We start from the raw sequence: 21,612 nt of genomic DNA on the forward strand, positions 1-21,612 counted from the left end.
TGCGCGGAAAGGAATGAGAGGCATGATACACGATAGCAAGGAAACCGTCATCTGGGGCGTCGGCAATCCTCTCTACGGCGACGACGGCGCCGGCGTCCGGCTGGCCGAGAGACTGCAGCGGCTCGCCCCCGCCGGCATGGAGGTCCAGATCTGCGAGACCGTGCCGGAGAACTACCTCGCCCCGCTGCGGAAGGCACCGCCTGCGCTCCTGCTGGTGGTCGACGCCGCCGACATGGGGCTCCCCGCCGGAACGGTGCGCCGCACCACCACGCCAGGCTGCGCCGGGGCTCCCTGGAGCAGCCACGGCATCGGCCTCCCCCAGCTCCTGGCGACACTGGATGGGACAACGGACATATGGTACATCGGCATCCAGCCCCGCTCCACGGAGCTCTCCCTGGAGCTCACCGACGCCGTCGCCGCAAGCGTGGGCGACCTCTCCGCCACCCTCGCCGCCGGAAGGTGGGAATCCATCCCGCTCCTCTACCAGGAGAACCGTTCACCGAGGTAGAACTTGCGGGCCACCTCGCTCTCGGCGACCTCTTTGGGGCTCCCCTCGATGACGATCTGTCCCTGGTGGATCAGACAGGCACGGTCGGTGATGGCCAGGGTATCCCGCACATTGTGGTCCGTCAGGAGGATCCCGAAGCCCCTGTCGCGCAGCCCCAGGATGATCTGCTGGATATCGTAGACAGCGATGGGGTCGATCCCGCTGAAGGGCTCGTCAAGCAGCAGGAAGGCCGGCGAGATGGCAAGGCAGCGGGCGATCTCCAGCCGTCGCCGCTCACCGCCGCTCAGGGCGTAGCCGGGCACGTCGGCCACCTCGTTGAGCCCCAGATCGTCCAGGAGCCGTTCCAGCATGGCGTACCGCTCCCCCTGTTCGTACTCCTGCTCTTCCAGGACCAGGGCCAGGTTGCGGCGCACCGAGAGATCCCGGAAGACCGAGGCCTCCTGAGGGAGGTAGCCCAGACCGAGGCGCGCCCGGCCGTACATGGGCAGATCGGTGAGGTGCCGGTCGTTGAGATAGACCACCCCGCTGTCCGGCGGGACAAGACCGACGAGCATGTAGAAGGTGGTGGTCTTTCCCGCTCCGTTGGGGCCCAGAAGCCCGACGATCTCCCCTTCGGCCACCTGGATCTTCAGCGCGGACACGACGGTGCGTCCCTTGTAGGATTTGCCGAGTCCTCTGCCTACCAGCATCGAGCCCATGGCATCACTCCTCTGTCAGGGATTGGTATTCAGCGGAAAGGTCAACTGTGGCTTCCCGATGGCTTCAATGCGACGGGAATCCATGTGGTAGACGATGCTCTCGGCGCTGATGGAACGCTTCCCCTGCTCCGCATGGGCCCCGCCGGTGATCACCGTGGTCCCCCGGTCGATGGAATAGACACATCTCTCGCCAGTGATCTCCACAGGCTCCGTCTCCGGCCTGTCCACCCTCAGGCGGATACCGCCGGAGGCGACGAAATCGGTGATCTCCGTCCCGTCCACCTCTCCCTCGATGGCCGCTGCCGAAACGGTGAGGGATTCCTCCCTGTCCACATAACGCCTGAGCGTGTCGACACGCCACTGGTTCCCCTCCCGGATAAAGGAATCGGCTTCCACCAGCTGTTCCCCCATGACGGCCTGGATATCGCCGCTGGCGCTGTAGCGGGGCGGTGTCCCGGGAGAGAGACGGACGTTGTCGGCGATCAGCAGGCTGCCGGCGTGGCGCAGTTCGACGCCGCCGGAGACGCGCACCTCCATTTCCGTTCCCTTGACATACTCCAGCGACTGGCAGAGCAGGGAAAGCTCCTCGTTGGGCCAGTCCGCCGACACGGCCCCCGAAAGATTGACATAGCCTCCATCTCCCTTCGCCCAGCCCCGCTCCGCGGTGAGGACGCCCCCCTGGGCGCTCACCCGCACATCGCCCGAGGCGGCCACCATCGAGCGTTCGGCGTCGTAACGGAGCACATCCGCCGTGAGATGGGTCTGCCCGGCGGCCCATCCGCAGGAGATCCATCCACACCATACCAGCACAAGCGCCAACAAAGCCGGCACACGCCGCATCGTTCCACCCCCTATTCCTGCCTCCCCTCCGGGGAGACAAGCAGTTCGGCGATCTGGACGGCATTCAGCGCCGCCCCCTTGCGGAGGTTGTCGGCCACCACCCAGAGGGCGACACCGCCGAGCATCCCCGTGTCCCACCGGATACGCCCCACATAGACCGGATCGGTGCCGGCGGCGGCCAGGGGAGTCAGACAGCCCTCGCCCCGGTCGGGACCGCAGACCTCCACCCCCGGCGCGTCCTCCAGCAGTTCCGCAACCTCCCCGGGGGTCACCTCCTCGGCACAGCGCACCGTCACGGAGACAGCGTGCCCGCGCCGTACCGGAACACGCACCGCCGTACAGCTTACCTGGAGCCAGGGAGCATCGAGGATCTTCCGGGACTCCCGGACCATCTTCCACTCCTCGCCGCTGATGCCGTACTCGTCAAAGGAGCCGATCTGCGGCAAGACATTGAAGGCAATCGGCTCGGGGTACACCGACGGCGCGAAGGCTCCGTCCCGCAGCGCCGCTTCGCTGCCCCGGTCCAGCTCCTCCACGGCGGCGTTGCCGCTTCCCGATACGGACTGGAAGGTGACGGCATGAAAGGAAAGCAGCTCCCTGGCCCGGTGGATCGGGTGCAGCGCCGCCACGGTCTGGATGGTGGCGCAGTTGGGGTTGGCGATGATCCCTCGATGGCCCAGCGCCGCTTCGGGATTGACCTCCGGCACCACCAGGGGGACATCCGGTTCCATCCGCCAGGCGGAGCTGTTGTCGATCACCACCGCTCCGGCCTCGGCCGCAACGGGCGCCCACTCCCGGGAGACCCCGGCGCCGGCGGAAAAGAGCGCGATATCCACCCCATCGAAGGCCTCTGCCGAGACGGGGCACACCTCCACACGCTCGCCGGCGAAGGAAACGCTCCTGCCGGCGGAACGTTCCGAGGCAAGGGGCACCAGGCTGTCCACAGGAAAGGAACGCTCTTCCAGAATGGAACACATCTCCCCACCCACCAGGCCTGTGGCGCCGAGCACGGCGACCCTCATTGGAGCGCCTCCTCCACGAAGTGCCGGTGCAGCGCCGCCACCGCCTCCTGCACATTCTGCGAGGTCACGACACAGGTGATGGACTGCGCCGAGGAGGCGATCATATCGATGTTGATCCCCTCCTCGGCAAGCAGCGAGAACATCTGCGAGGGCACCTCGGGATGGTTGGCGATCCCGGCCCCGACCACGGAGATCCGGGCCACCTCGGTATCGAAGGTCACCCCCTGGGCCTCGATCTCCTTCGAAAAGGCCCGGCAGACATCGATGGCCTCGCCGAGCAGGTCCTTGCGGATCAGGAAGGCCATATCCTGCACATCACCGCGCATCACGCTCTGGATGATCATCTCCACTCCCACGCTCTCCTCGGCCAGCTCCGTGAGCAGCCGGGCGGCCACCCCCGGCACATCCGGAACGCCGAGGACGGCGACCTTGGCCACGTTGAGATCGTGGGTCACCGCCTGGACAACCAGTCGTTCGTGCACATCTTCCCGCATCACCCATGTCCCCTCCTCTCGATCAAAGGACGAAGCAACATAGACCGGCATCCCGTACCGGGCGGCCAGCTCCGCGCTCCGACCCTGCAACACCCGTGCCCCCGTCACCGCCATCTGGAGACAGACCTCCCAGGAGACGGCGCCGAGCTTTACGGCTCCCGGGACCACCCGCGGGTCCGCCGAGTAGATCCCCGGGACATCCGTATAGATACGGCAGCTCTCGGCCTCCAGGGCGGCCGCCAGCGCGATGGCCGACAGATCGGAACCGCCCCGCCCCAGGGTGATCACATCACCCCTGGGACCCTGGGCCTGGAATCCCGCCACCACGGGGATACAGCCTTCATCGAGGGCCTGCTGGACCTGCCCGGCGCGGATCTCCCGCACCCGGCCCTCCATGAAGTATCCGTCGGCCCGGAAGCCGGCCTGCGGCCCGGTGAAGGACCGGGCGCGCATGCCCATCTTTCCCAGGGCCAGGGAAACCAGGGCAATGGTCTGCTGCTCGCCTGTGGCCAGCAGCTGGTCCATCTCCCTGCGGTCCAGAGCGCCCACCTCGTCGGCCAGAGAAAGCAAGCCGTCGGTGGTCTTGCCCATGGCCGACACCACCACGACAACCTGATTCCCCTGTTCACGGAAGGCGTGGACGCGCTCCGCCACGGCCCGGATGCGCTCCGGCGTGGCCACGGAGCTCCCCCCGAACTTCAGCACTAACAGGGACATAGGGCTCCCTCCCGGTGGACCTGCGCCCCGCCCTCGTCGATATCGAGCACGTAGAACCGCGAACGGACGCCGTGTTCGGCGAAGATCCGGCACATCCGTTCCGCCGCGTATTTGGGCGTTCCCTCCACAAAGGCCATCATGCTGGGGCCGGACCCGCTGATGGCCACCCCCCGGCAGCCGGGGCACTCTTTGACCTCCTCGAGGATGTTCTCCCCGCCGGGGAAGAGGCGCGCCCGGAACTGCTGGTGCAGTTTGTCCTCCGTGGCCCAGGCAAGGTGCTCCCAGGCTCCGGTGGCCCAGGCCGCCGTCAGCAGGGCCGCCCGACTGACATTGAACACCGCATCCTTCAGCGGCACCGATTCCGGCAGGGCATCCCGGGCGTCGGCGGTATTCACCAGATACTCCGGTACGGCGACAACCACCGTCATCCGTTCCGGCAACGAGGAGAGCTTCACGTGCCGCAGCGTTCCGTTGTCGAGACAGCTGACCACCATCCCGCCCAGACAGGCGGGCACCACATTGTCGGGGTGCCCCTCCAGCCGGACCATCAGATCCAGAAGTTCCTCCCTGGGGAAGGGCCGTTCCCGCAGCGCATTGGCGAGCAGCACTCCCCCCACCACGGCGCTGGCGGAACTCCCCAGACCGCGGCAGAGCGGCACGGCGTTGAGGGCCCGGAAGGCGAGCCCCGGGGGCTCCCGGCCCCACTCCGTAAAGGCCTGTTCGTAGCAGCGTATGGCCAGATTCGCAGCGGGATCGTCCAGCTCCCGGCTCCCTTCGCCGACCACCTCCAGGCGGTACTCCCCCACTTCGAGGATCTCCAGAGCCTCATAGATATTGTAAAACGAAAGCGCCATTCCCAGTGTATCAAATCCCGAGCCCAGATTGGCACTGGTCGCCGGAACCCGGACACGTACAAGCGGCGTCACCGTCCAAGCACCCCCTTCAGGGCATCCCAGCTGTCGTCGATCTCCCGAGGGGCCGGGAGGGCATCGATCACCGCCTGGGGGTCCTTCAATCCGTTGCCGGTGAGCACCATGACCACCTTCTTCCCTGCGGGAAGCTCCCCTCTCTCCGCAAGCCGCTTCAGACCGGCAAGCGGCGCACAGGAGGCGGGCTCGGCAAAGATGCCCTCCCGGGAAGCCAGTTCCCGCTGTGCCGCAAGGATCTCCCGGTCACTGACCGAACCAAAGGCACCTCCGGACATCCGCGCCGCCCAGCGGGCCTTGGCCGCGTTCACCGGCCGGCCGATCCGGATGGCCGTAGCGACGGTCTCCGGGGTATCCACGGGCCGCCCCGTCACCATGGGCGAGGCACCTTCCGCCTGGAACCCCATCATCTGCGGTACCCGGGAGGTCATACCTATCCGACGGTACTGGACAAAGCCCGCCCAGTAGGCGGTGATGTTCCCGGCGTTGCCCACCGGGATGGCCAGCCATTCCGGCGCATCGCCCAGCTCGTCGCAGATCTCCCAGGCCGCCGACCGTTGCCCCCAGAGGCGGAAGCGGTTGACGGAATTGACAATGGCCAGTCCCAGCTGGTCCGAGGCCCGGCGGGCCAGTTCCAGGGCCCTGTCGAAGTTGCCTCGGACCGCCACCACCTGCGCCCCGTAGAGCAGCGCCTGAGCCAGCTTGCCCATGGCCACATTCCCTGCGGGCAGCAACACATAGCAGGGGATGCCGGCATGGGCCGCGTAGGCCGCGGCGGATGCCGAGGTGTTCCCCGTGGATGCGCAGACCACCGCCCCGGCTCCTTCCTCCAGCGCCTTGGAGACAGCCAGCACCATCCCCCGGTCCTTGAACGACCCTGTGGGGTTCATCCCGTCGAACTTCGCGTAGAGGTCTATGCCCAGGGCACGCCCCAGGTGGCCGCACCGCACCAGCGGCGTGCCTCCCTCCTCCAGGGAGAGCCTCGGTGTGGCTCCGGCCAGCGGCAACAGCCTCTCATATCTGCGTAACAGTCCCATCTCGTCACCTCCATACAAAAAGGACGTTCCCTCTCCCTATGGAGACGGGGAACGTCCCGCGGTTCCACTCCACTTCCGGCCCTTCGGGCCGGCTCTCTCGACGCGCCCTGGGGGCGCCTCCCGTGCCTTAGCGCAGATGGGATCGGCACATGCTCCCGGGTGGTACGCATCCCCCTGCAGCAGGGACTCTTGCAGCCGCGGAGTCCCTCTCTGTGTGCCGCACCTGGGGGTACGGTCCCGTTCATCGCGTTGGTTCGCATCATAAAGAATGTCTGAAACTATACGACCCAGCGTCAAGCCTGTCAAGCTGAGGAACCGCGTCCGCCAGGAGGGAAGACAGCCGCGACAGCCCGGGTTTCCCGAAGGCGGACAGACAGGCCCGGGAGATGCGGTGGGACCTTTCCGCCGCTTCGCCCCGCGGAAGCGCGCTCTCGCGGCGAGAATGGGCTGCAGACGGGAGAGCGGCGATTGCCATTTTCGGAAGAACTTGTTACAATCCTTCTCCAATGGAGTGGGTCCTGAAATGAGAAGCGGAGGTCGATTTTTATGACACAAGCACAGACGCAAAACGGCAAAATTCAGATGACCAAAGAAGGCTACGAAAAACTCAAGGAAGAGCTTGTTTCCCTTCGAACCGAAGGCCGCTCGGAGATCGCCCGCAAACTCGAAGAGGCCAGGAGTTTCGGTGATCTCAGCGAAAACGCCGAATACCACGCCGCAAAGGAAGAGCAGGCCCAGATGGAGACCCGGATCCAGTGGCTCGAATCCCGTTTGAGCCGGGTGGATCTCGTGGACACCAAGAGCATCGACACCAGCAAAGTGGGGCTCGGCGCCACGGTGACGATCCGGGATCTGGGCAACGCCAGGGAGTACACCTACACCATCGTCGGCTCCGACGAAACAGACCCCAAACAGAGCCGCATCTCCCAGGCCAGCCCCGTCGGCCAGGCGCTGCAGGGCAAATCCATCGGGGATGTCGCCCAGGTCAAGGTGCCCAAGGGAATCCGGGAGCTCAAGATCCTCGATATCCGCGCCAACTAGAAGGCGATCCGGCGGCGAAGGCGGTCCCGCTGTCAGAGGCCCTCTGCACCAGGTGACCAAGGAGATCGGCGAAGGAATAGCCGGCGGCCTTCGCCGCCTTGGGCACCAGGCTGGTTCCCGTCATCCCCGGCACGGTGTTCACCTCGAGCAGGGCGGGTGCGCCTTCGCCGGAAAACCGGAGATCCACGCGGCTGTATCCTCTGCAGCCGAGCGCGATATGCGCACCGAGGGCATGCCGGCGGACCGCATCGGCGGCCTCCTCCCCCAGCGCGGCGGGCACCACGTAACTGCAGCAGCCCCGGGAGTACTTCGCCTGATAGGAGTAGAGACCGTTCAGCTCGTCGGGCACGATCTCCACCACGGGGAGCGCCTCCAGACCGCCCCGGAGGTCTTCGAGCACCGTAACCGTCAGCTCCCGACCGGGGATATAGCGCTCCGCCAGGATCGCATCATCGTGGCGGAACGCCCTGGCGGCGGCATGCTCCAGTTCATCCCGACGCTCCACGATGGTGATGCCCACAGTGCTGCCGCAGGAACAGGGCTTGACCACCACCGTCCCGAAGACATCCAGCAGCTCCGACGCCACGCCGAGGAAACGCGCTTCGTCGGCCGCGCTCCCCTCCACCCACTCGGGGGTAGGCAGCCCCTGGGCCCGGAAACGGAGTTTGCTCAGCGATTTGTCCATCGCCACCATGCAGCTCTCCGGACCGCTCCCCGTATAGGGGACCTCCAGCAGCTCCAGCATCGACTGCAGTCGCCCATTCTCCCCCCAGGAGCCGTGCAGGGCGACAAAGACCACCGGGCGGGCTCCCTCACGCCGGACCTGCTCGACGGCGGCGATGAGATCGGCGGCTTTCCGCAGTTTACAGCCCCGGACGGTCCATTCCGTTCCACCGAGCGCATCGAGCACCGCCTTGCCGCTGGCCAGCGACACCTCCCGTTCCGGACCCTCTCCTCCGTAGGCCACAAGCACCACAGTCCCGCCCATCACGGCACACCCTGACGGTTGGTGTGGGGAATGCCCTCCGGAACCGCCCCCGGTCTGTCGAGTTCGTTCTCACCCAGGGCAACCCCCTGTCCCGGGAAGGCCGTCACCTCGATGAGCAGACCGACCCAGTCGTTGTCCCCGACAAGATCGTCCCGAACGGTCAGCTGCCAGAGAAGACAGCCCTGGTCGAAATCGAGCAGGTAGGCCATCTCCTCGAGATCCTCCTCTTTCAGATCGTAACCGCCGCGCATGGAGAGGGTCCAACGACGGTCGAAAGGAACGGAGAGCCACTGGTAGAGCTCACGAACATCGTCGTAGTCGTCCCACCTCATGGGGGAATCGCCGCGGACCCAGCGCTGGAAATAGCTGGTCGTCATGGGCAGACTCCCAAGGTACCAGTCGACGCCCGCAACCGCCTCATAGATGGTCTGGCCGGCGTCGTCCGCGCTGTAGTACTTCTGCTGCACCCGGCCTTTCCAGAAGGGGACGGCGTTTCCGCGGGGACGGTCCTCGCTGTAGAGCTCCACGCTCCCCGCCGTACGGTCGGTGTAGACACTGTCCTCCTTGTAGGAACCCCAGCTGCCGCTGAAACGCCAGTAGGCGCCGCTGGCGGAATCGCGTTCCCAGGGCCCCAGGATGGAAAGCTCCGGATACCGCCAGAGGGTGCCCTCAAAGCGTTCTCCCAGTGCCTTGTCGAAATCGAGTTTCTCCTTCTCGCTCCACTGGAGCACGGCCTTCCAGTCGTTGTACCGGGTTTCGATCCCCCATTTGGGGCGCCAGATGCGCCTGTCGCTGTCGCTGTCCCAGCTGTAGGAGGTGCTGTAGAAAACGCTGCTCCGCTCCCCCACCTTCTGTCGGAAGCTCGCCCATCCCTCGAGGTTGGTCTTCGTCCAGTACTGGATACCGGCGCTGACCCTGCCGCTCTCCCACTCGTAGGGGCCCGCGATTCCGATCCCTGCGCCCCGGTCTTCGTCGTATCCCACCAGCGGCATGAAGGAGGTCTCCTGGGTCCTCCTGCGGAGGTCCACGATGTAGTCGAAGGGATAGCGGAAGAGCTGCGTTTCCCCCAGGTAGATGGCAGGCGATTTGACCCGCACCTTTTTGCCCGGCAGCACAAGGATCCGGGATGACTCCAGCCGATAGTGCGGCGGCCGTTCGGGGCAGGTCGTGAAGGTGCCCTTCTTCCACTCCGCCACCTGCTCCTGTCCGCCGGGTTCCGCCGCCCGCGCCTGGCGGCGGGTGATGATGTCCTCGGAGACAGCCTTGTCCACAGGCAGAACCCGGAGCTGTTCGCCGTACAGCCGGACGGCATCGACGCTGCCGGAGGGCTTGGAGATGGTTCCCGATTCACTGCGGAGATCGTAGTCCACCTTCTGTCCGGTGAGGCGGCGGCCCTGCCAGTTGATGACCACCGGCCGGTCCCCGGTGCCGGACGCTTCGATGGTACTGGTCCTGGTGTTCATCTGCATGTAGGGTGACTGGAGCAGCAGCCCCTTGTAGCGGAGGTTCGCGTTGCCCTCCGCCGTGGCGACGCCCCCTGTTTCGTCGTAGGTCACCCGGTCCGCATCGAGGGTCACGTACTCCTCCTGTCCGTCCCGGGAGGGCGTCCCCGTAGGTTGCGGCGCTGCATCCGCCACGGAGCCGGCGGTCAGGACGAAGGCGATGACTGTCAGCGTGATCGTGATGTAACGGCGGCAATCGTTGTGTGCCCGGTATCGTCTCAAAAGCGCGTTCCCCCTAACACTGCCTGCACGTTCCCCGTGAAGAGGAAGACCCCCTTCCGGAAGCTCCCCCGGTCTGCCGAGAGCACGAGGATGTCCCCGCTTTCCGCACGGACCCGCACCCCGCCTGAGAGCACCACCTCCCGTGAAGCGGTGTGGATGCGCCCCTCCGCAGCCGAGAGCTGCAGATGCCCGCGATCTGTGCTCACGCCGCCGTGAACCATCTGCAAAGAAAGGACATCCAGGGATTCCGCAAATGCCCCCCGTGAAGCCCGGAGCGAAACCTGCTCGCCCTGCGCACCGTGGAGATCCGCATCGACGGAACGGGCGTCGATGCCCCTGTCGTGCTTCCGGGCCTCACCGACATGGAGCAACAGATAGCCCTCCGACATCTCGTGGCGGTAGGTGGCTCCGCGCAGGACAATCCCCCGGTCCTGGCCGGTGTCCTGCAGCTGGGGCACCGTGCGGGACAGATCCTTCATCATCAGATAGCCGCCGGCGGCGATCGTTCCCGCCAGAAGCAGCAGCCCCAGGGCTCTACCAGACAATGCGCCAGACCCCGGATTCCTTGACAAGCGTGAGGGTGCGGCTCCGCAACACACGCATGACAAGCAGCTTCTGCGGCGCCGCCACCTTGACCTTCTCCGGCTGCTCCCAACGCAGTTTGTATCCGTTTTTGAGCGCCAGCGCGAAGTTGTCGTCCTCCAGTTTTTCGGCGAAGGCCTCGGCGGTCATGGCCTCCCGGGAGGATTCGGCAAGCAGTTCATACATGGCTCCGGCCTTCTTCTTCCGCCAGAGCTCCAGAAAACGCCGGACCAGCTGCTCCTTCGATTCCCCGAGCACCGCGTCGGGGTGCGGTGCCTCCGGCACCTCGGCAGCCGTCGGCTGATCGGAGGAGACCGGCTGGGGCGGAGCCGTGGGTTCCGGAACCGGTGTGGGGGAAACCCCTGCGCTCTGGGGAAGCACCAGCCAGCGCGGCGGCGTCGGCACCGGCGGTTCCGATGCCTTCGCAGGCTCCGGTGTGGCCGTCGGTTTCGGCACCGGTGTGGGTGTCGGCTTGCGGCGCTCCTGTTCTTCCGACGGCGCGGCGTCGCGCTGCCCTTCCGAGGCGCCGCCCTGCAGCGCTTCGGGGAGCTGCACCACCAGGGCATCGCCGGTGTAGGGCTCCATGTCGGCCGGCGCCCCTTCCCCACCTGTCGGCGCAAAGGCGAAACGCCGGGGTCTCCCGAAACCGAGCCCCAGCAGCTCCACCGTAAAGGACCCCTGCTGTTCCGGAAAGAAAACCAGCCCCTGGGTCACCCCCGTCAGCGGCTCGTCAAAGCGTTTGTCGTAGGATTGAAGCGGCACCTCCCGACCACCTGACGTCCGGAGCACCATCCGATCGGTCAAGGGATTGAGATCGAGCGGATCGCCGCCGAAGTGGTAGACCGTCAGCAGGATCGGCTCGGTGCGGTCGATCTTCAGCTCCTCTACGAAATCCTCCCTGTACCGTGCCCTCTCCGCAGGTGACAGGCCCCGCTTCGCCGCCTCCAGGTCCGCCCAGGGCCCAGCGAGATGTTCCGGATAGTGGACCATCCAGACCAGACAGTCGTCTCCCCAGTGGAAGACGGTATTCCGCTCGAGGATAGAGGAAACCTCCTGAAGAAGCTGCTCCTTCCGCGGCTCGCCAGACACGGCGCCGCCGCTCGCAAAAACGAAAAGAGCCAGTGCAACCAGAAAGATCCCTCGGGTTCGCGCAGTATACATAGAGGGTATCCGTCCGCTCCCCTCCTAGAGGTCGTAGTCGATCACAGCGGAGACCCCGACACCCTGGACCCGACGAAAGCGCTCGATGGGATTCTTGGAATCGATGGGGATCAGAATCTTCACCCGGATCTTGCCCTGGAATGTGGCTTCCACCTGGGCGACCGCTTTGGTCTTGTTGACGGTGTTCTTCGGTCCCGACACCTGCGCGGCGCCGATTCGCGTTCCGGAACCCACGGAGACGATGGGCACCACCTTTGTGGATTCGTCGGACCCGACACCTCTGTTGAAGGTGATGGTGTTGATGAAGTCATTCAGCGGCCCGGCGATGGCATCCACCACAAAGCCCCCGCCAACCACACCGATGATGTCCTTGAGGTCCACGGCCCGGGCCGGTGTCCCGCTTCCGGCCAGCAACGCAACAACCATGAGTACTGCAAGCAGTTTCTTCATTATCTCTCATCCCTTCCTGTTGACGCATCCAGCTCTTCGAGGCGACTGTCGATATCGGCACTCTCCTCTTCCGGGGCCTCCTGAGCGGCCTCCATCCCCGCCGTCTCCAGAGAGCTCTGCAATCCCTCCGGTACGGGGAAGGTCTCGGTCTCCACAGCGTGCTTCGTCTCCAGGTAGAACATGGTCCCCTCGGGCAGTTCCTTATCCTCGCCGCGGACAAAAAAACCGCCGGCCAGGCCGACAGGCCCCAGAAGGGCCAGCCCGACCATGCTCGTGCCCGCCGCCGCCACCACACTCTTGTCCGCCTCGGCGGCCTTCTTGGCCCTGTCTCCAACCGTCACGGGAATCACCGTCGGGCCCAGCGGAGCCAGCTCCCTGAACCGAACGTTGATCTCCGCAGAGCGGCCGAAACTCCTGGGCTGTTTGACCTCCGAGATCTCTCCGTAGACCAGGCTCCCCGCCGGGGCAACAAGGTGGGTGTCCTTAGCCAGACTCCCCACGAGGCTCATGGTCACCACGTCCCCCTTCTGGGCCGTGGAAGGCGAAAGACTCTCATTCAGTCTTACCTTGAGAAGCGTCCCGGCATCAACACGCCGTTTCTCCCAGCCCACGGCGTCCCCGAAGAGCAGGTTCATCAGCCGTTCCAGCCGCATGGCAAGGGGCTTCGACGGTCGGCTGGTTCCGCTGATCTCCTCTTCCAGCCGCTGGACCCGCTGCATCAGGGGTTTACGCGGGTAGCAGCGCTGGTTGATGGCCCATTCGGCCACATCGACCTTGAAAAGCAGCGACGGCTGCGATGCCGATCCCGTGCGCAGAAAATCGAGCAGCGCCTGCTGCCGTTCGGCGATGCTCCCGGGAAGCTCCCTGCCGAACAGATCCTTCTCCACCTTGGCCAGCCGCGGAAGCAGACCGCCCGACGCCACTGATCCGTAGACCGTGGTCTCTACGCTGTTCAGTACCTGAAGGGGCTGCCGTTCGGTATCCTGCGCACACACCGCCGGGGTCGCCGGCAGCATTGCCGCCGCAACCAGCGCAAGAACAATCCCTAGACCTTTCAACGCATCACGCTCCTCTCTGTTGCATAGGGTTCTCTCCTTCCGGCGGCTGCCACGAAATCCCGAAAGAGAGGGTGGGGACGCACCGGCCGCGAGGTGAACTCGGGATGGAACTGCACCCCCACAAACCAGGGGTGATCCACAAGCTCCACAATCTCTACAAGATCGTATCCCTCACAGATCCCCGCGGCCACCATACCGGCCTCGGCAAGCTGCCCCCGGTACCCGTTGTTCAGCTCGTACCGGTGCCGGTGCCGTTCGGCAATAACCTCCTCCGCATAGGCCTTCCCTGCCCTGGTCCCGGCAACGAGACGGCAATTGTAGGCTCCCAGCCGCATGGTCCCCCCCAGATCACGGATCTTCTTCTGCTCTTCCATCAGATGGATCACCGGGTTCGGGGTTCCGGGATCGAACTCCACGCTATGGGCGGCCGCGATACCACAGACATTCCTGGCAAACTCCACCACCGCCACCTGCATACCCAGACAGAGGCCCAGATAGGGGACCCCCTGCTCCCGGGCGAACCCCGCCGCGGCGATCTTTCCTTCGGCTCCACGCGTGCCGAACCCGCCGGGAACGAGGATTCCCTGGACACCCTTGAGCAAAGCTTCCGCGCCTTCCTCTTCCACATCCTCGGCCTCCACGTGGCGCAGACGGATATTCACGCTGCTCGCCACGCCGGCGTGGTGCAGCGCTTCCACGACACTCAGATAGGCATCCTTGTGGCTCACATATTTGCCCACCATGGCGATCTCCACGACCCGCTCCGCCGAGGCGGCGCGCTCCACAAAGCTTCTCCAGTCGTCCATGGAGGGTTCGCAGCCCCGCTCCATCTCCAGGTGATCCAGGACCAGCGTGTCGAACTGCTGCTCACAGAGGGTGAGGGGAACCTCGTAGATGCTTCGGGCGTCCAGCTCCTCCACAACGGCACGTTTGCGGACGTTACAGAAGAGCGCGATCTTGTCGCGGATATCCTCGACCAAAGAATAGCGGGAACGGCAGACGATGACATCCGGCTGAATACCGATACGCCGCAGTTCATTGACGCTGTGCTGGGTGGGTTTGGTTTTCAGCTCCCCCGCCGCAGCGATGTAGGGCACCAGCGTAACATGGCAGAAGAGCGTGTTCTCCCTGCCCACCCGTGCGGCGAGCTGCCGGATCGCCTCCAGGTAGGGCAGTCCCTCGATGTCGCCCACGGTGCCGCCGATCTCGACAATCACCACATCCTGCTCTTCGCCGACGGAGAGAATGCGCTCCTGGATCTCGTTGGTGATATGGGGAATGACCTGCACCGTCGCCCCCAGGTAGCGCCCTTCGCGCTCCTTGGCGATGACAGAGGAGTAGACCTTCCCGGTGGTGACATTGTTCTCGGCGGAGAGCGATTCATCAATAAAGCGCTCGTAGTGGCCCAGATCCAGATCCGTCTCCGCCCCGTCGTCGGTAACGAAAACCTCCCCGTGCTGAAAGGGGTTCATCGTTCCGGCATCCACATTGATATAGGGATCAAGCTTGATGATGGAAACCCGCAGACCTCTCCGTTTCAACAGCACGCCCAGTGAAGACGCCGTGATACCCTTGCCCAGCGATGAAACGACTCCCCCGGTCACAAATACATACTTGGTCATTCCCGTTCCTCCCAGACGATACAGAATCTCGGTCATCTACTCCGTAAACACAACCCTGTTCCGGCCGCGATGCTTGGCCTGATAGAGCCGCCGGTCCGCCTTGTCGAAGGCCTCCTGCAAGCTGGACAGTCCGTCGGTCACCGCCTCGGTGATGCCGCAGCTGACGGTCACCTTCAGGACATCGTACTGCGTACGGAAGGTCTCCTCCGCGATGGTCCGGCGTACAGTCTCGCAGGTCAGGACAGCCTGTTTCATGGAAACCCCCTCCATGAGCAGACAGAACTCCTCGCCCCCGAAGCGGTAGGGCACCACCAGATCCCCCTCCTGCTCCTGCAGCATCTCGCCGAAACGCCCCAGGACGATATCGCCGGCCAGATGCCCGTGGAGATCGTTCACCTTTTTGAAATGATCCAGATCGAAGATCGCCACGGAGAGCGCACCACCGAGCGCCGTGTGCCGCTCCCACATGCGGCGGGCCACCCGCTCCCCGTGGCGTTTGTTGTTGATGCCGGTGATCTCGTCGCGCAGCGCCTCCCGTTCCAGACGTCGGAATTGCATCCAGAGGTACCAGGTCTGCACGAATCGGTCCATAAAGGTCCGCAGCCACCGGAGCCGCTGTGTGGTAAAGAGGCCGGAGTCCGTGCCACCGAAGGTGCCGACGACACGTGAGGTTTCATCCCTGGCGACCGCCGGCAACGCCGCGTAACACCCAAGGTCGCCTCGGTCCAGACCGTTCAGGACAATAGCCTTTCCCTGCTCCAGCGCAAGGGCCTTGAGCCCCTTTCCCAGAAGGAATTCCTCGTCCTCGTAGAGGTCGAAGGGCTGTCGCTCCCGCCAGGTGAAGAGCGGTTCGGCATTGCGGGTATCCCAGTCGAGGCCGTAGAGCGAACAGAAGGAAAAGGGGACGAGCTTATTCACCTGCTCCAGCGCCTTTCTGATCGCCGCGGGGAAGAGTTCGGCATCGCCGTAGAGCGCCTGGTTGGCGATGGTCCCCGCCGACGCAAGCTGCAGCGCCCGGTGCAGCATCAAACGCTCCCGGCTCTCCCGCCAGGATCGGCCCAGAAGCTTGGCCAGATCCATCAGGTAGGGATAATCCTCCCTGCTGATACTCCTGCCCCAGAGCTTCCAGAGACCCAGGGCGCCGAGCAGACCGGCCCCGTTACGGACGGGAACGAGGACCTGCGGCCCCCCGGCGGGCTCCACCGCCACAGGGAGGGAACGCCGCTCGGGAAGCCGCTGGAGTACCGGGGTGAGGCGCTTCATGATCTCCTCTTCGGTCTCCCGGACACGGGCGGCGATCACCCGCCACTCCGGGCTGTCGTCGTCGGGCGCACCGAGCAGCAGGGCCTGTTCCGCCCCTCCGGTATGCCTGAGCGCCCCGAGACAGGGCGACACCCCTTCCTCGAAACCGTGCTCCAGAAGGAGCGAACTCCACCGATCCCGTAGTCTGTACCGCGCCCACGCAGGACTCTGCATGATCGTCCTCCCAAAAAAGATCTGGACCAGAGGGGAATACCCGTCCAGTCCAGAGATGACACGTCTACATTCTCATTCCGGCCGGTTCCCCTGTCTAAGGATACCAGCTCTGCTTCCTATTGCAGCACCTTTTTGGGATTGATCGCCGAATTGTTCCGCCGGACCTCGAAGTGGAGGTGGGGACCCGTAGAGCGACCGGAGGTGCCCACCCTGGCGATGGCCTTCCCGCGCGGCACGTACTGCCCCTTGTGGACCAGAAGCGACTGGCAGTGGGCGTAGAGGCTCGTGTAGCCGCTCTTGTGACTGAGGACCACGACCCTGCCGTAGCCGCCCATCCATCCCGCATAGGCCACACGTCCCGCCGTCGATGCCCGGATGACCGCTCCGCGGGACGCCGTAATGTCGATGCCGGTGTGGAAATCGCGCCCGCCGCTGAAGGGATCCCTCCGCCATCCAAACCCGCTGGAGACACTGTGACTGCTCATGGGCCAGCGGAATCCGCTGCCGCCGCCCGGCACGCCCCGGCCGCTCTCGAAGACGGAGACATGGGGCTTGGCCCTGGGGAGGAAGATCTCCTCGCCCTTCTTCAGGGTGCGCTGCTCGCCAAACCTGTTCGATGCCAGCACCGCTTCCGCATAGGTGCCGTACTTCTTGGCGATCTCCGACAGCGTGTCGCCCTTTTCAACCTTGTAGAGAATGCCGTCCTGGTTGGGAATCTGAAGGGTAACCCCCGGCTTGAGATAGTCGGGATTCTTGAGGTCGTTACAACCGAAGAGGGTGTTGATGTCGAGATCGAACTTTCCGGCGATAGACCAGAGGCTATCGCCTTCCTGCACCGTGTATTCCTTCATCTCCAGCGGCTCCGCCCGCCGCTGCTTCCGCTCCCGTTCCTGCCTGATCCGTTCCCGCTCCTCGATGACGCGAGGAATGACATCACTGCTTCTCGGAATAAACAACTTCTGTCCCAGGTCGAGGCGGTCGGGATTGTCCAGCTCGTTGGCCCTGAGGATATCCTTCACCCCTACCGGGTACTGCCTGGCGATAGCGATCAGGGTTTCACCCTTGCAGACCGTATGTTCCTCCCAGCATCGTTCGCGCTCCTGTTCTTCATCGGATCTCTCCGAAGACAGGGGGAGCCGGCGCTTGCCGTCCCGGAGGCTCTCCCGGCTCTCCTCGCGTCCGGAAGCGTCTGCCCCGTCACGGATGAAGAGCCCCGAACCGCTCTGAAAGGGCCCGATGGCCGGGCCGCTCATTCCCTGGGGATGGCCATTGACCACAACAGTCCGGAACTCGCCTGACGGCGTCGCCGCAAAGGCCGGCTGGAAGAGCTCCTGATTCAGCGCAAGGGCCATCGGCGAGCTTCCCAGCGTCCGTGCCTTGGCGCCTCCCGCAAGTGCCATGATCACCACCGCACTCGCCATCCCGGCAAGAAAGAGCCAGAAACCGATTCTCCCCCGTAAGTACCGCATTCTCTGTGACACAGCGCAGTCCCTCCTCTTTCGCGCAGGAAGTCCCTGGTCTACGATCCTTTTATTGTCGCAAGAAACTCTGCATTCGTCGACGTGCGACGCATCTTCCCGAGAATGAGATTGAGCACCTCTGCTTCGTCCACATTGGCGATCCGGCGCCGGAGTGTCCAGATCCGCTGGAGCTCCTCCTGGGACATCAGGAGCTCCTCGCGTCTGGTGCTGGACCGGGCGATATCGATAGCGGGGAAGAGACGCTGTTCCGAAAGCTTCCTGGAGAGATGGACCTCCATGTTGCCGGTCCCCTTGAACTCCTCGTAGATGACCTCGTCCATCCTGCTCCCCGTATCCACCAGCGCCGTACCGATGATGGTGAAGCTGCCGCCGCCTTCGATATTGCGGGCGGCGCCGAAGAAGCGTTTGGGGAAGTAGAGGGCCGCCGGATCCATGCCGCCGGAGAGCGTCCGCCCGGAAGGGGGAACAACGAGATTGGACGCCCTGGCGAGCCGCGTGATGGAGTCAAACATCAGCACCACATCCTTGCCCACCTCCACCAGACGTTTGGCCTTCTCCAGCGTCAGTCCGGCCACGCGGAGATGCTCCTCCGCAGGCCGGTCGAATGTGGAGGCCACGATCTCCCCGTCCACGGAGCGGGCCATGTCGGTGACCTCTTCGGGGCGCTCGTCGATCAACAGTACCATGAGGATGGTCTCGGGATGGTTCTCCGTGATGGCGTTGGCAAGCCGCTTGAGAACGGTTGTCTTGCCTGCCTTCGGGGGGGAGACGATCAGCGCCCGCTGTCCCATGCCGATGGGGGCAAAGAGGTCCACCACCCGGGTGGAGAGCGCCTTGGGGTCCGTTTCCAGCTTCAGACGCTTGTCAGGGAAGACCGGCACAAGCTGCTCGAATCTGGGGCGCTTCCGTGCGCCCTCCGGATCGGCGAAGTTGACCAGCTCGACCCGCAGCAGCGCCTCGTAGTGTTCCTGATCCTTGGGGGCCCTGATCACCCCCCAGACGACATCGCCGTTGCGCAACCCGAAGCGACGGATCTGCGACGCCGAGACGTAGATATCGTGGTCGCTGGGGAGCAGCCCCTTGGGGCGCAGGAACCCGAATCCGTCGCCCAGCACCTCGAGGGTGCCGCCGCCGAAGCGGAAGCCCATTGTTTCCGACTGGGTTCGGAGGATCTGGACAACGAGATCGTCCTTGCGGAGGGAGGACGCCCTGGGGACGTTGAGTTCCCGGGCGACCTTGCGGAGTTCCGTAGCCGTGAGATTGGAGAGGGCACCGAAGGAGTGGCGGAGACTCTGCCCCGACTGTCCGTTCTGGGCAGCGTTGCCCCCATTTCCCCCGTTTGCTCTGGAGCTGTCGTTCTGCGTCTTGCCCTGCTGCAACTCAGCCATTTCTTCTCCCGTATGCTTCCCAGTCTTCCATGAAACGCTCTATCCCCGCCTTGGTCAGAGGATGGTGGAAGAGCTTTTCCAGCACCGAGAAGGGAACCGTGGCGATCTCCGCACCCGCCATGGCTGCATCGAGCACGTGTTTGGGGTGCCGGATACTGGCGGCGATGACCTCTGACTGGAGATCGTGGACAGTCATCAGGTGGGCCAGTGTCTCCACCAGCCCGATGCCGTCCTCGCCGATGTCGTCGAGCCGCCCGATAAAGGGACTGACATAGGCGGCACCCGCCGTTGCGGCGAGCAGCGCCTGCTGGGGGGAAAACACCAGGGTCACGTTCGTTTTGATCCGCTCGGCCGCAAGCCGGTGCACCGCCCCCATGCCCGCAGGGGTCATGGGGATCTTGACCACCACATGGGGATGGAGGGCGGCCAGTTCCCGCCCCTCTTTCACCATACCATCCGTATCGAGGGCGGTCACCTCGGCGTTGACGGGGCCAGGGACGATGTCGGCGATCTCCCGGACCCTGCCGTGGAAATCCGCCGCGCCCTCCCTGGCCACAAGAGAAGGGTTGGTGGTGACACCGGTCACGACACCCCACGCCACACCCTGCCGGATCTCGTCGAGATTGGCTGTATCAAGAAAAAACCTCATTCGTTGTCCTACCTCCAGATTTCACGTGCTATAGTGTAAAAAACACCGCAATGGTGCGGCGTGTACGCCACAGCTGAATGGTTTCGCACCTTCTCCCCCACCAACACCTCTGGGCTGCGGGGGATATTTTGTACAGGAACGACGTGTTCTGCCGGATTTGCTGTGAGATGCGCCGGCGCGGGGCGTGCCGGACATGCCAGAGTGAAGGGTTTCTACAAACACACTGGATATAGATATGCAGTTCGCTCAGGGGTACAGTATATACGCAGGCAAGGTTCTACGCAAGGAGGGTGTCCCGCTCATGAAAAAGACCGTCAGCACATCACGGACTGTTGCGCTCGGCGCCGTACTGGCCGCCGCCGTCACCGCGGCGACGATGCTCCACATCCCCGTTCCGGGGTTTCGGGTGTATTTCAATCTCGGCGAAGGGGTGATCTATACCGCCGCTCTGCTCTTCGGCGCCCGCTACGGCGCCTTCGCCGGCGGCATCGGCGCTTCCATGGCGGACCTGCTCCTGGGCTATCCCCTGTGGGCGCCGCTGACCTTTGTCATCAAGGGGATCGAAGGGTATGTGGTCGGCAAACTCGGCGAACGGAGCCGCATCCTCGCCATGCTCGCAGGTGCCGTGCTGATGACCGCCGGATACACCACCGCCGCAGGGCTGCTCTACGGATGGAAAGCCGCTCCGGTGGAGCTGGTGACCGATTGTATCCAGACAGGCATCGGCATCCTCACCGCTCTCGTCCTGGTCCCCGTTCTGGAACGCAGGATTTCGGGCACGTCGGCCCTCCCCGGCCACAACGGTACCTCGAACCGACGGTAGCCGTCAGGTTCCCGTAACGATCCCCTGGAGGTGCGCCACACACTCCTGGTGCACCTCCAGGGGATAGCCATCCGCCGAGGGTTCCCGCCGCAGCGACACGCCGTCCACACAGCCGGCATCCACCAGGGCTTCCAGAAGGCACCCTTCGCCTTCCGGCGAATGCACAAAGGCATCTGTATCGTCTTCCATCAGCGCAAGCAGGGCGGCCAGTCCGTAGCCGCCCCAGTTGGAGACATCCACCGGCAGCGGGGCATCGGCGGACACCACGCTGCAGAACCCGGCGAAACGGGGGATCAGGCCGGGCAACGCCCTGCGGAAACAGCCCATCCCCGCCTCGTTCCCGCCGTCCCCGATGGCGACCACGGGGATCCCTCTTCCGGCGGCCTCCGCGGCCGCGTCGTCCAGGGGCGGCGTCCAGGAGGAGATATCGCGACCCCGCATATTGTAGTAGCGGCCATCGCCGGCCCGACCCACCCGCTCGATGAAGACCAGTGCATCGGGACGGAGGGCAAGCACATCTTCTGCATCGGCCGCACAGTGCAGGGGAAGGCCGTACAGCGATACGGCCGCAGGCTCCACCGCCTGCCGGCAGAACGCGTCGGTCACCAGCTGGGGGCTCTTCCCCAGGCGCCGGAGGGTATCGGCCAGCACCATCGCGCCGGGTGGTCCGTCGGTCTCCGGCGCCTCCGCCTCGGGCACAAAGAACCCCGTCACAAGCACCGGACGCTCCGCGGCGGCCAGCAGGTCCGCCGCCGCACGCCACTGTTCCGGTCTGGCGAGCCTGGAGAGCTCCCGTTTCGGCATATTGGAGGCAAACAGTGCGGTCAGCCGCCGGGCTGCCTCCCTCAGCCTCCCCCTGTTCTCCGTGGTCCGCCGGATTGTCTCGGCCATACCGTCTTCCTCTCCGGAGGCGGCGTCCCTTCTGTG

The 21,612-nt window shown here is 64.8% G+C and carries 21 protein-coding genes; 3 read left to right on the top strand and 18 right to left on the bottom strand.

What is annotated here, in order from left to right; genetic code table 11:
- Nucleotides 1–22: 22 nt before the first annotated feature.
- On the top strand, nt 23–508 hold the full coding sequence (locus K9L28_01200; protein MCF7934950.1) for a hydrogenase maturation protease: 486 nt from the start codon (nt 23–25) through the stop codon (nt 506–508).
- Here the strand turns inward: K9L28_01200 and lptB are convergent.
- The 6 genes from lptB to thrC are packed head-to-tail and all read right to left on the bottom strand — an operon-like array spanning nt 481 to nt 6,242.
- Complete coding sequence (gene lptB / locus K9L28_01205; GenBank protein MCF7934951.1) at nt 481–1,206, bottom strand: LPS export ABC transporter ATP-binding protein; 726 nt, start codon at nt 1,204–1,206, stop codon at nt 481–483. The genes K9L28_01200 and lptB overlap by 28 nt on opposite strands.
- Before the next feature lie 15 nt (nt 1,207–1,221).
- The gene (locus K9L28_01210; protein ID MCF7934952.1) at nt 1,222–2,046 is read right to left on the bottom strand and encodes an LptA/OstA family protein; all 825 of its coding nucleotides are present in this window, start codon (nt 2,044–2,046) and stop codon (nt 1,222–1,224) included.
- A gap of 11 nt (nt 2,047–2,057) precedes the next feature.
- Entirely contained in the window at nt 2,058–3,068 is a 1,011-nt protein-coding gene (locus K9L28_01215) for an aspartate-semialdehyde dehydrogenase (protein MCF7934953.1), read from the bottom strand.
- Nucleotides 3,065–4,279: an aspartate kinase gene (locus K9L28_01220; GenBank protein ID MCF7934954.1), complete on the bottom strand. Its 1,215-nt coding sequence runs from the start codon at nt 4,277–4,279 to the stop codon at nt 3,065–3,067. The genes K9L28_01215 and K9L28_01220 overlap by 4 nt, the downstream gene beginning before the upstream one ends.
- Complete coding sequence (gene thrB / locus K9L28_01225; GenBank protein ID MCF7934955.1) at nt 4,267–5,205, bottom strand: homoserine kinase; 939 nt, start codon at nt 5,203–5,205, stop codon at nt 4,267–4,269. The genes K9L28_01220 and thrB overlap by 13 nt, the downstream gene beginning before the upstream one ends.
- Nucleotides 5,202–6,242 (bottom strand): threonine synthase, encoded by a 1,041-nt coding sequence (gene thrC / locus K9L28_01230; protein MCF7934956.1) that lies wholly within the window; start codon nt 6,240–6,242, stop codon nt 5,202–5,204. Before thrC ends, thrB begins: the two co-directional genes overlap by 4 nt.
- Nucleotides 6,243–6,788: 546 nt before the next feature.
- Between thrC and greA the strand changes: the two genes are divergently transcribed.
- The gene (gene greA, locus K9L28_01235; GenBank protein MCF7934957.1) at nt 6,789–7,283 is read left to right on the top strand and encodes a transcription elongation factor GreA; all 495 of its coding nucleotides are present in this window, start codon (nt 6,789–6,791) and stop codon (nt 7,281–7,283) included.
- On the opposite strand, the gene K9L28_01240 is transcribed toward greA, so the two are convergent.
- From K9L28_01240 to fsa, 11 genes are all read right to left on the bottom strand, one after another.
- Complete coding sequence (locus K9L28_01240) at nt 7,255–8,271, bottom strand: D-alanine--D-alanine ligase (protein ID MCF7934958.1); 1,017 nt, start codon at nt 8,269–8,271, stop codon at nt 7,255–7,257. The genes greA and K9L28_01240 overlap by 29 nt on opposite strands.
- Nucleotides 8,271–9,995 carry a hypothetical protein gene (locus tag K9L28_01245; GenBank protein MCF7934959.1) on the bottom strand — a complete coding sequence of 575 codons (1,725 nt, stop codon included), beginning with the start codon at nt 9,993–9,995 and terminating at the stop codon, nt 8,271–8,273. The genes K9L28_01240 and K9L28_01245 overlap by 1 nt, the downstream gene beginning before the upstream one ends.
- Nucleotides 9,992–10,540 (bottom strand): hypothetical protein, encoded by a 549-nt coding sequence (locus tag K9L28_01250; protein ID MCF7934960.1) that lies wholly within the window; start codon nt 10,538–10,540, stop codon nt 9,992–9,994. Before K9L28_01250 ends, K9L28_01245 begins: the two co-directional genes overlap by 4 nt.
- On the bottom strand, nt 10,530–11,738 hold the full coding sequence (locus K9L28_01255; GenBank protein ID MCF7934961.1) for a hypothetical protein: 1,209 nt from the start codon (nt 11,736–11,738) through the stop codon (nt 10,530–10,532). Before K9L28_01255 ends, K9L28_01250 begins: the two co-directional genes overlap by 11 nt.
- A gap of 24 nt (nt 11,739–11,762) precedes the next feature.
- Entirely contained in the window at nt 11,763–12,188 is a 426-nt protein-coding gene (locus K9L28_01260; protein ID MCF7934962.1) for a hypothetical protein, read from the bottom strand.
- On the bottom strand, nt 12,188–13,246 hold the full coding sequence (locus K9L28_01265) for a hypothetical protein (GenBank protein MCF7934963.1): 1,059 nt from the start codon (nt 13,244–13,246) through the stop codon (nt 12,188–12,190). The genes K9L28_01260 and K9L28_01265 overlap by 1 nt, the downstream gene beginning before the upstream one ends.
- On the bottom strand, nt 13,243–14,868 hold the full coding sequence (locus K9L28_01270; protein MCF7934964.1) for a CTP synthase: 1,626 nt from the start codon (nt 14,866–14,868) through the stop codon (nt 13,243–13,245). The genes K9L28_01265 and K9L28_01270 overlap by 4 nt, the downstream gene beginning before the upstream one ends.
- A 36-nt stretch (nt 14,869–14,904) precedes the next feature.
- Nucleotides 14,905–16,344 carry a GGDEF domain-containing protein gene (locus K9L28_01275; protein ID MCF7934965.1) on the bottom strand — a complete coding sequence of 480 codons (1,440 nt, stop codon included), beginning with the start codon at nt 16,342–16,344 and terminating at the stop codon, nt 14,905–14,907.
- A 116-nt stretch (nt 16,345–16,460) separates the two neighbouring features.
- Complete coding sequence (locus K9L28_01280) at nt 16,461–17,813, bottom strand: LysM peptidoglycan-binding domain-containing M23 family metallopeptidase (protein ID MCF7934966.1); 1,353 nt, start codon at nt 17,811–17,813, stop codon at nt 16,461–16,463.
- Nucleotides 17,814–17,863: 50 nt separating this feature from the next.
- Nucleotides 17,864–19,213 carry a transcription termination factor Rho gene (gene rho / locus K9L28_01285; GenBank protein ID MCF7934967.1) on the bottom strand — a complete coding sequence of 450 codons (1,350 nt, stop codon included), beginning with the start codon at nt 19,211–19,213 and terminating at the stop codon, nt 17,864–17,866.
- Complete coding sequence (fsa, locus tag K9L28_01290; GenBank protein ID MCF7934968.1) at nt 19,206–19,862, bottom strand: fructose-6-phosphate aldolase; 657 nt, start codon at nt 19,860–19,862, stop codon at nt 19,206–19,208. Before fsa ends, rho begins: the two co-directional genes overlap by 8 nt.
- A gap of 301 nt (nt 19,863–20,163) precedes the next feature.
- Between fsa and K9L28_01295 the strand changes: the two genes are divergently transcribed.
- Nucleotides 20,164–20,685, top strand: coding sequence for an ECF transporter S component (locus tag K9L28_01295; protein ID MCF7934969.1), 522 nt, complete (start codon nt 20,164–20,166; stop codon nt 20,683–20,685).
- Between the two features lie 3 nt (nt 20,686–20,688).
- Here K9L28_01295 and K9L28_01300 read toward each other — a convergent pair whose 3' ends face one another.
- Nucleotides 20,689–21,576: a DUF4392 domain-containing protein gene (locus K9L28_01300; GenBank protein ID MCF7934970.1), complete on the bottom strand. Its 888-nt coding sequence runs from the start codon at nt 21,574–21,576 to the stop codon at nt 20,689–20,691.
- Nucleotides 21,577–21,612: the final 36 nt, after the last annotated feature.

The sequence above is a fragment of the Synergistales bacterium genome (assembly GCA_021736445.1).
Taxonomy (GTDB): Bacteria; Synergistota; Synergistia; order Synergistales; family Aminiphilaceae; genus JAIPGA01.

Excerpts from the sequence above, each read along its gene's own strand:
- fsa (MCF7934968.1), bottom strand. The coding sequence starts at position 19,862 with ATGAGGTTTTTTCTTGATACAGCCAATCTCGACGAGATCCGGCAGGGT.
- K9L28_01280 (MCF7934966.1), bottom strand. The coding sequence starts at position 17,813 with ATGCGGTACTTACGGGGGAGAATCGGTTTCTGGCTCTTTCTTGCCGGG.
- lptB (MCF7934951.1), bottom strand. The coding sequence starts at position 1,206 with ATGGGCTCGATGCTGGTAGGCAGAGGACTCGGCAAATCCTACAAGGGA.
- K9L28_01270 (MCF7934964.1), bottom strand. The coding sequence starts at position 14,868 with ATGACCAAGTATGTATTTGTGACCGGGGGAGTCGTTTCATCGCTGGGC.
- K9L28_01255 (MCF7934961.1), bottom strand. The coding sequence starts at position 11,738 with ATGTATACTGCGCGAACCCGAGGGATCTTTCTGGTTGCACTGGCTCTT.
- K9L28_01275 (MCF7934965.1), bottom strand. The coding sequence starts at position 16,344 with ATGCAGAGTCCTGCGTGGGCGCGGTACAGACTACGGGATCGGTGGAGT.
- thrC (MCF7934956.1), bottom strand. The coding sequence starts at position 6,242 with ATGGGACTGTTACGCAGATATGAGAGGCTGTTGCCGCTGGCCGGAGCC.
- K9L28_01260 (MCF7934962.1), bottom strand. The coding sequence starts at position 12,188 with ATGAAGAAACTGCTTGCAGTACTCATGGTTGTTGCGTTGCTGGCCGGA.
- rho (MCF7934967.1), bottom strand. The coding sequence starts at position 19,213 with ATGGCTGAGTTGCAGCAGGGCAAGACGCAGAACGACAGCTCCAGAGCA.
- K9L28_01200 (MCF7934950.1), top strand. The coding sequence starts at position 23 with ATGATACACGATAGCAAGGAAACCGTCATCTGGGGCGTCGGCAATCCT.
- K9L28_01210 (MCF7934952.1), bottom strand. The coding sequence starts at position 2,046 with ATGCGGCGTGTGCCGGCTTTGTTGGCGCTTGTGCTGGTATGGTGTGGA.
- K9L28_01300 (MCF7934970.1), bottom strand. The coding sequence starts at position 21,576 with ATGGCCGAGACAATCCGGCGGACCACGGAGAACAGGGGGAGGCTGAGG.
- K9L28_01240 (MCF7934958.1), bottom strand. The coding sequence starts at position 8,271 with ATGGGCGGGACTGTGGTGCTTGTGGCCTACGGAGGAGAGGGTCCGGAA.
- K9L28_01215 (MCF7934953.1), bottom strand. The coding sequence starts at position 3,068 with ATGAGGGTCGCCGTGCTCGGCGCCACAGGCCTGGTGGGTGGGGAGATG.
- K9L28_01295 (MCF7934969.1), top strand. The coding sequence starts at position 20,164 with ATGAAAAAGACCGTCAGCACATCACGGACTGTTGCGCTCGGCGCCGTA.
- K9L28_01220 (MCF7934954.1), bottom strand. The coding sequence starts at position 4,279 with ATGTCCCTGTTAGTGCTGAAGTTCGGGGGGAGCTCCGTGGCCACGCCG.
- greA (MCF7934957.1), top strand. The coding sequence starts at position 6,789 with ATGACACAAGCACAGACGCAAAACGGCAAAATTCAGATGACCAAAGAA.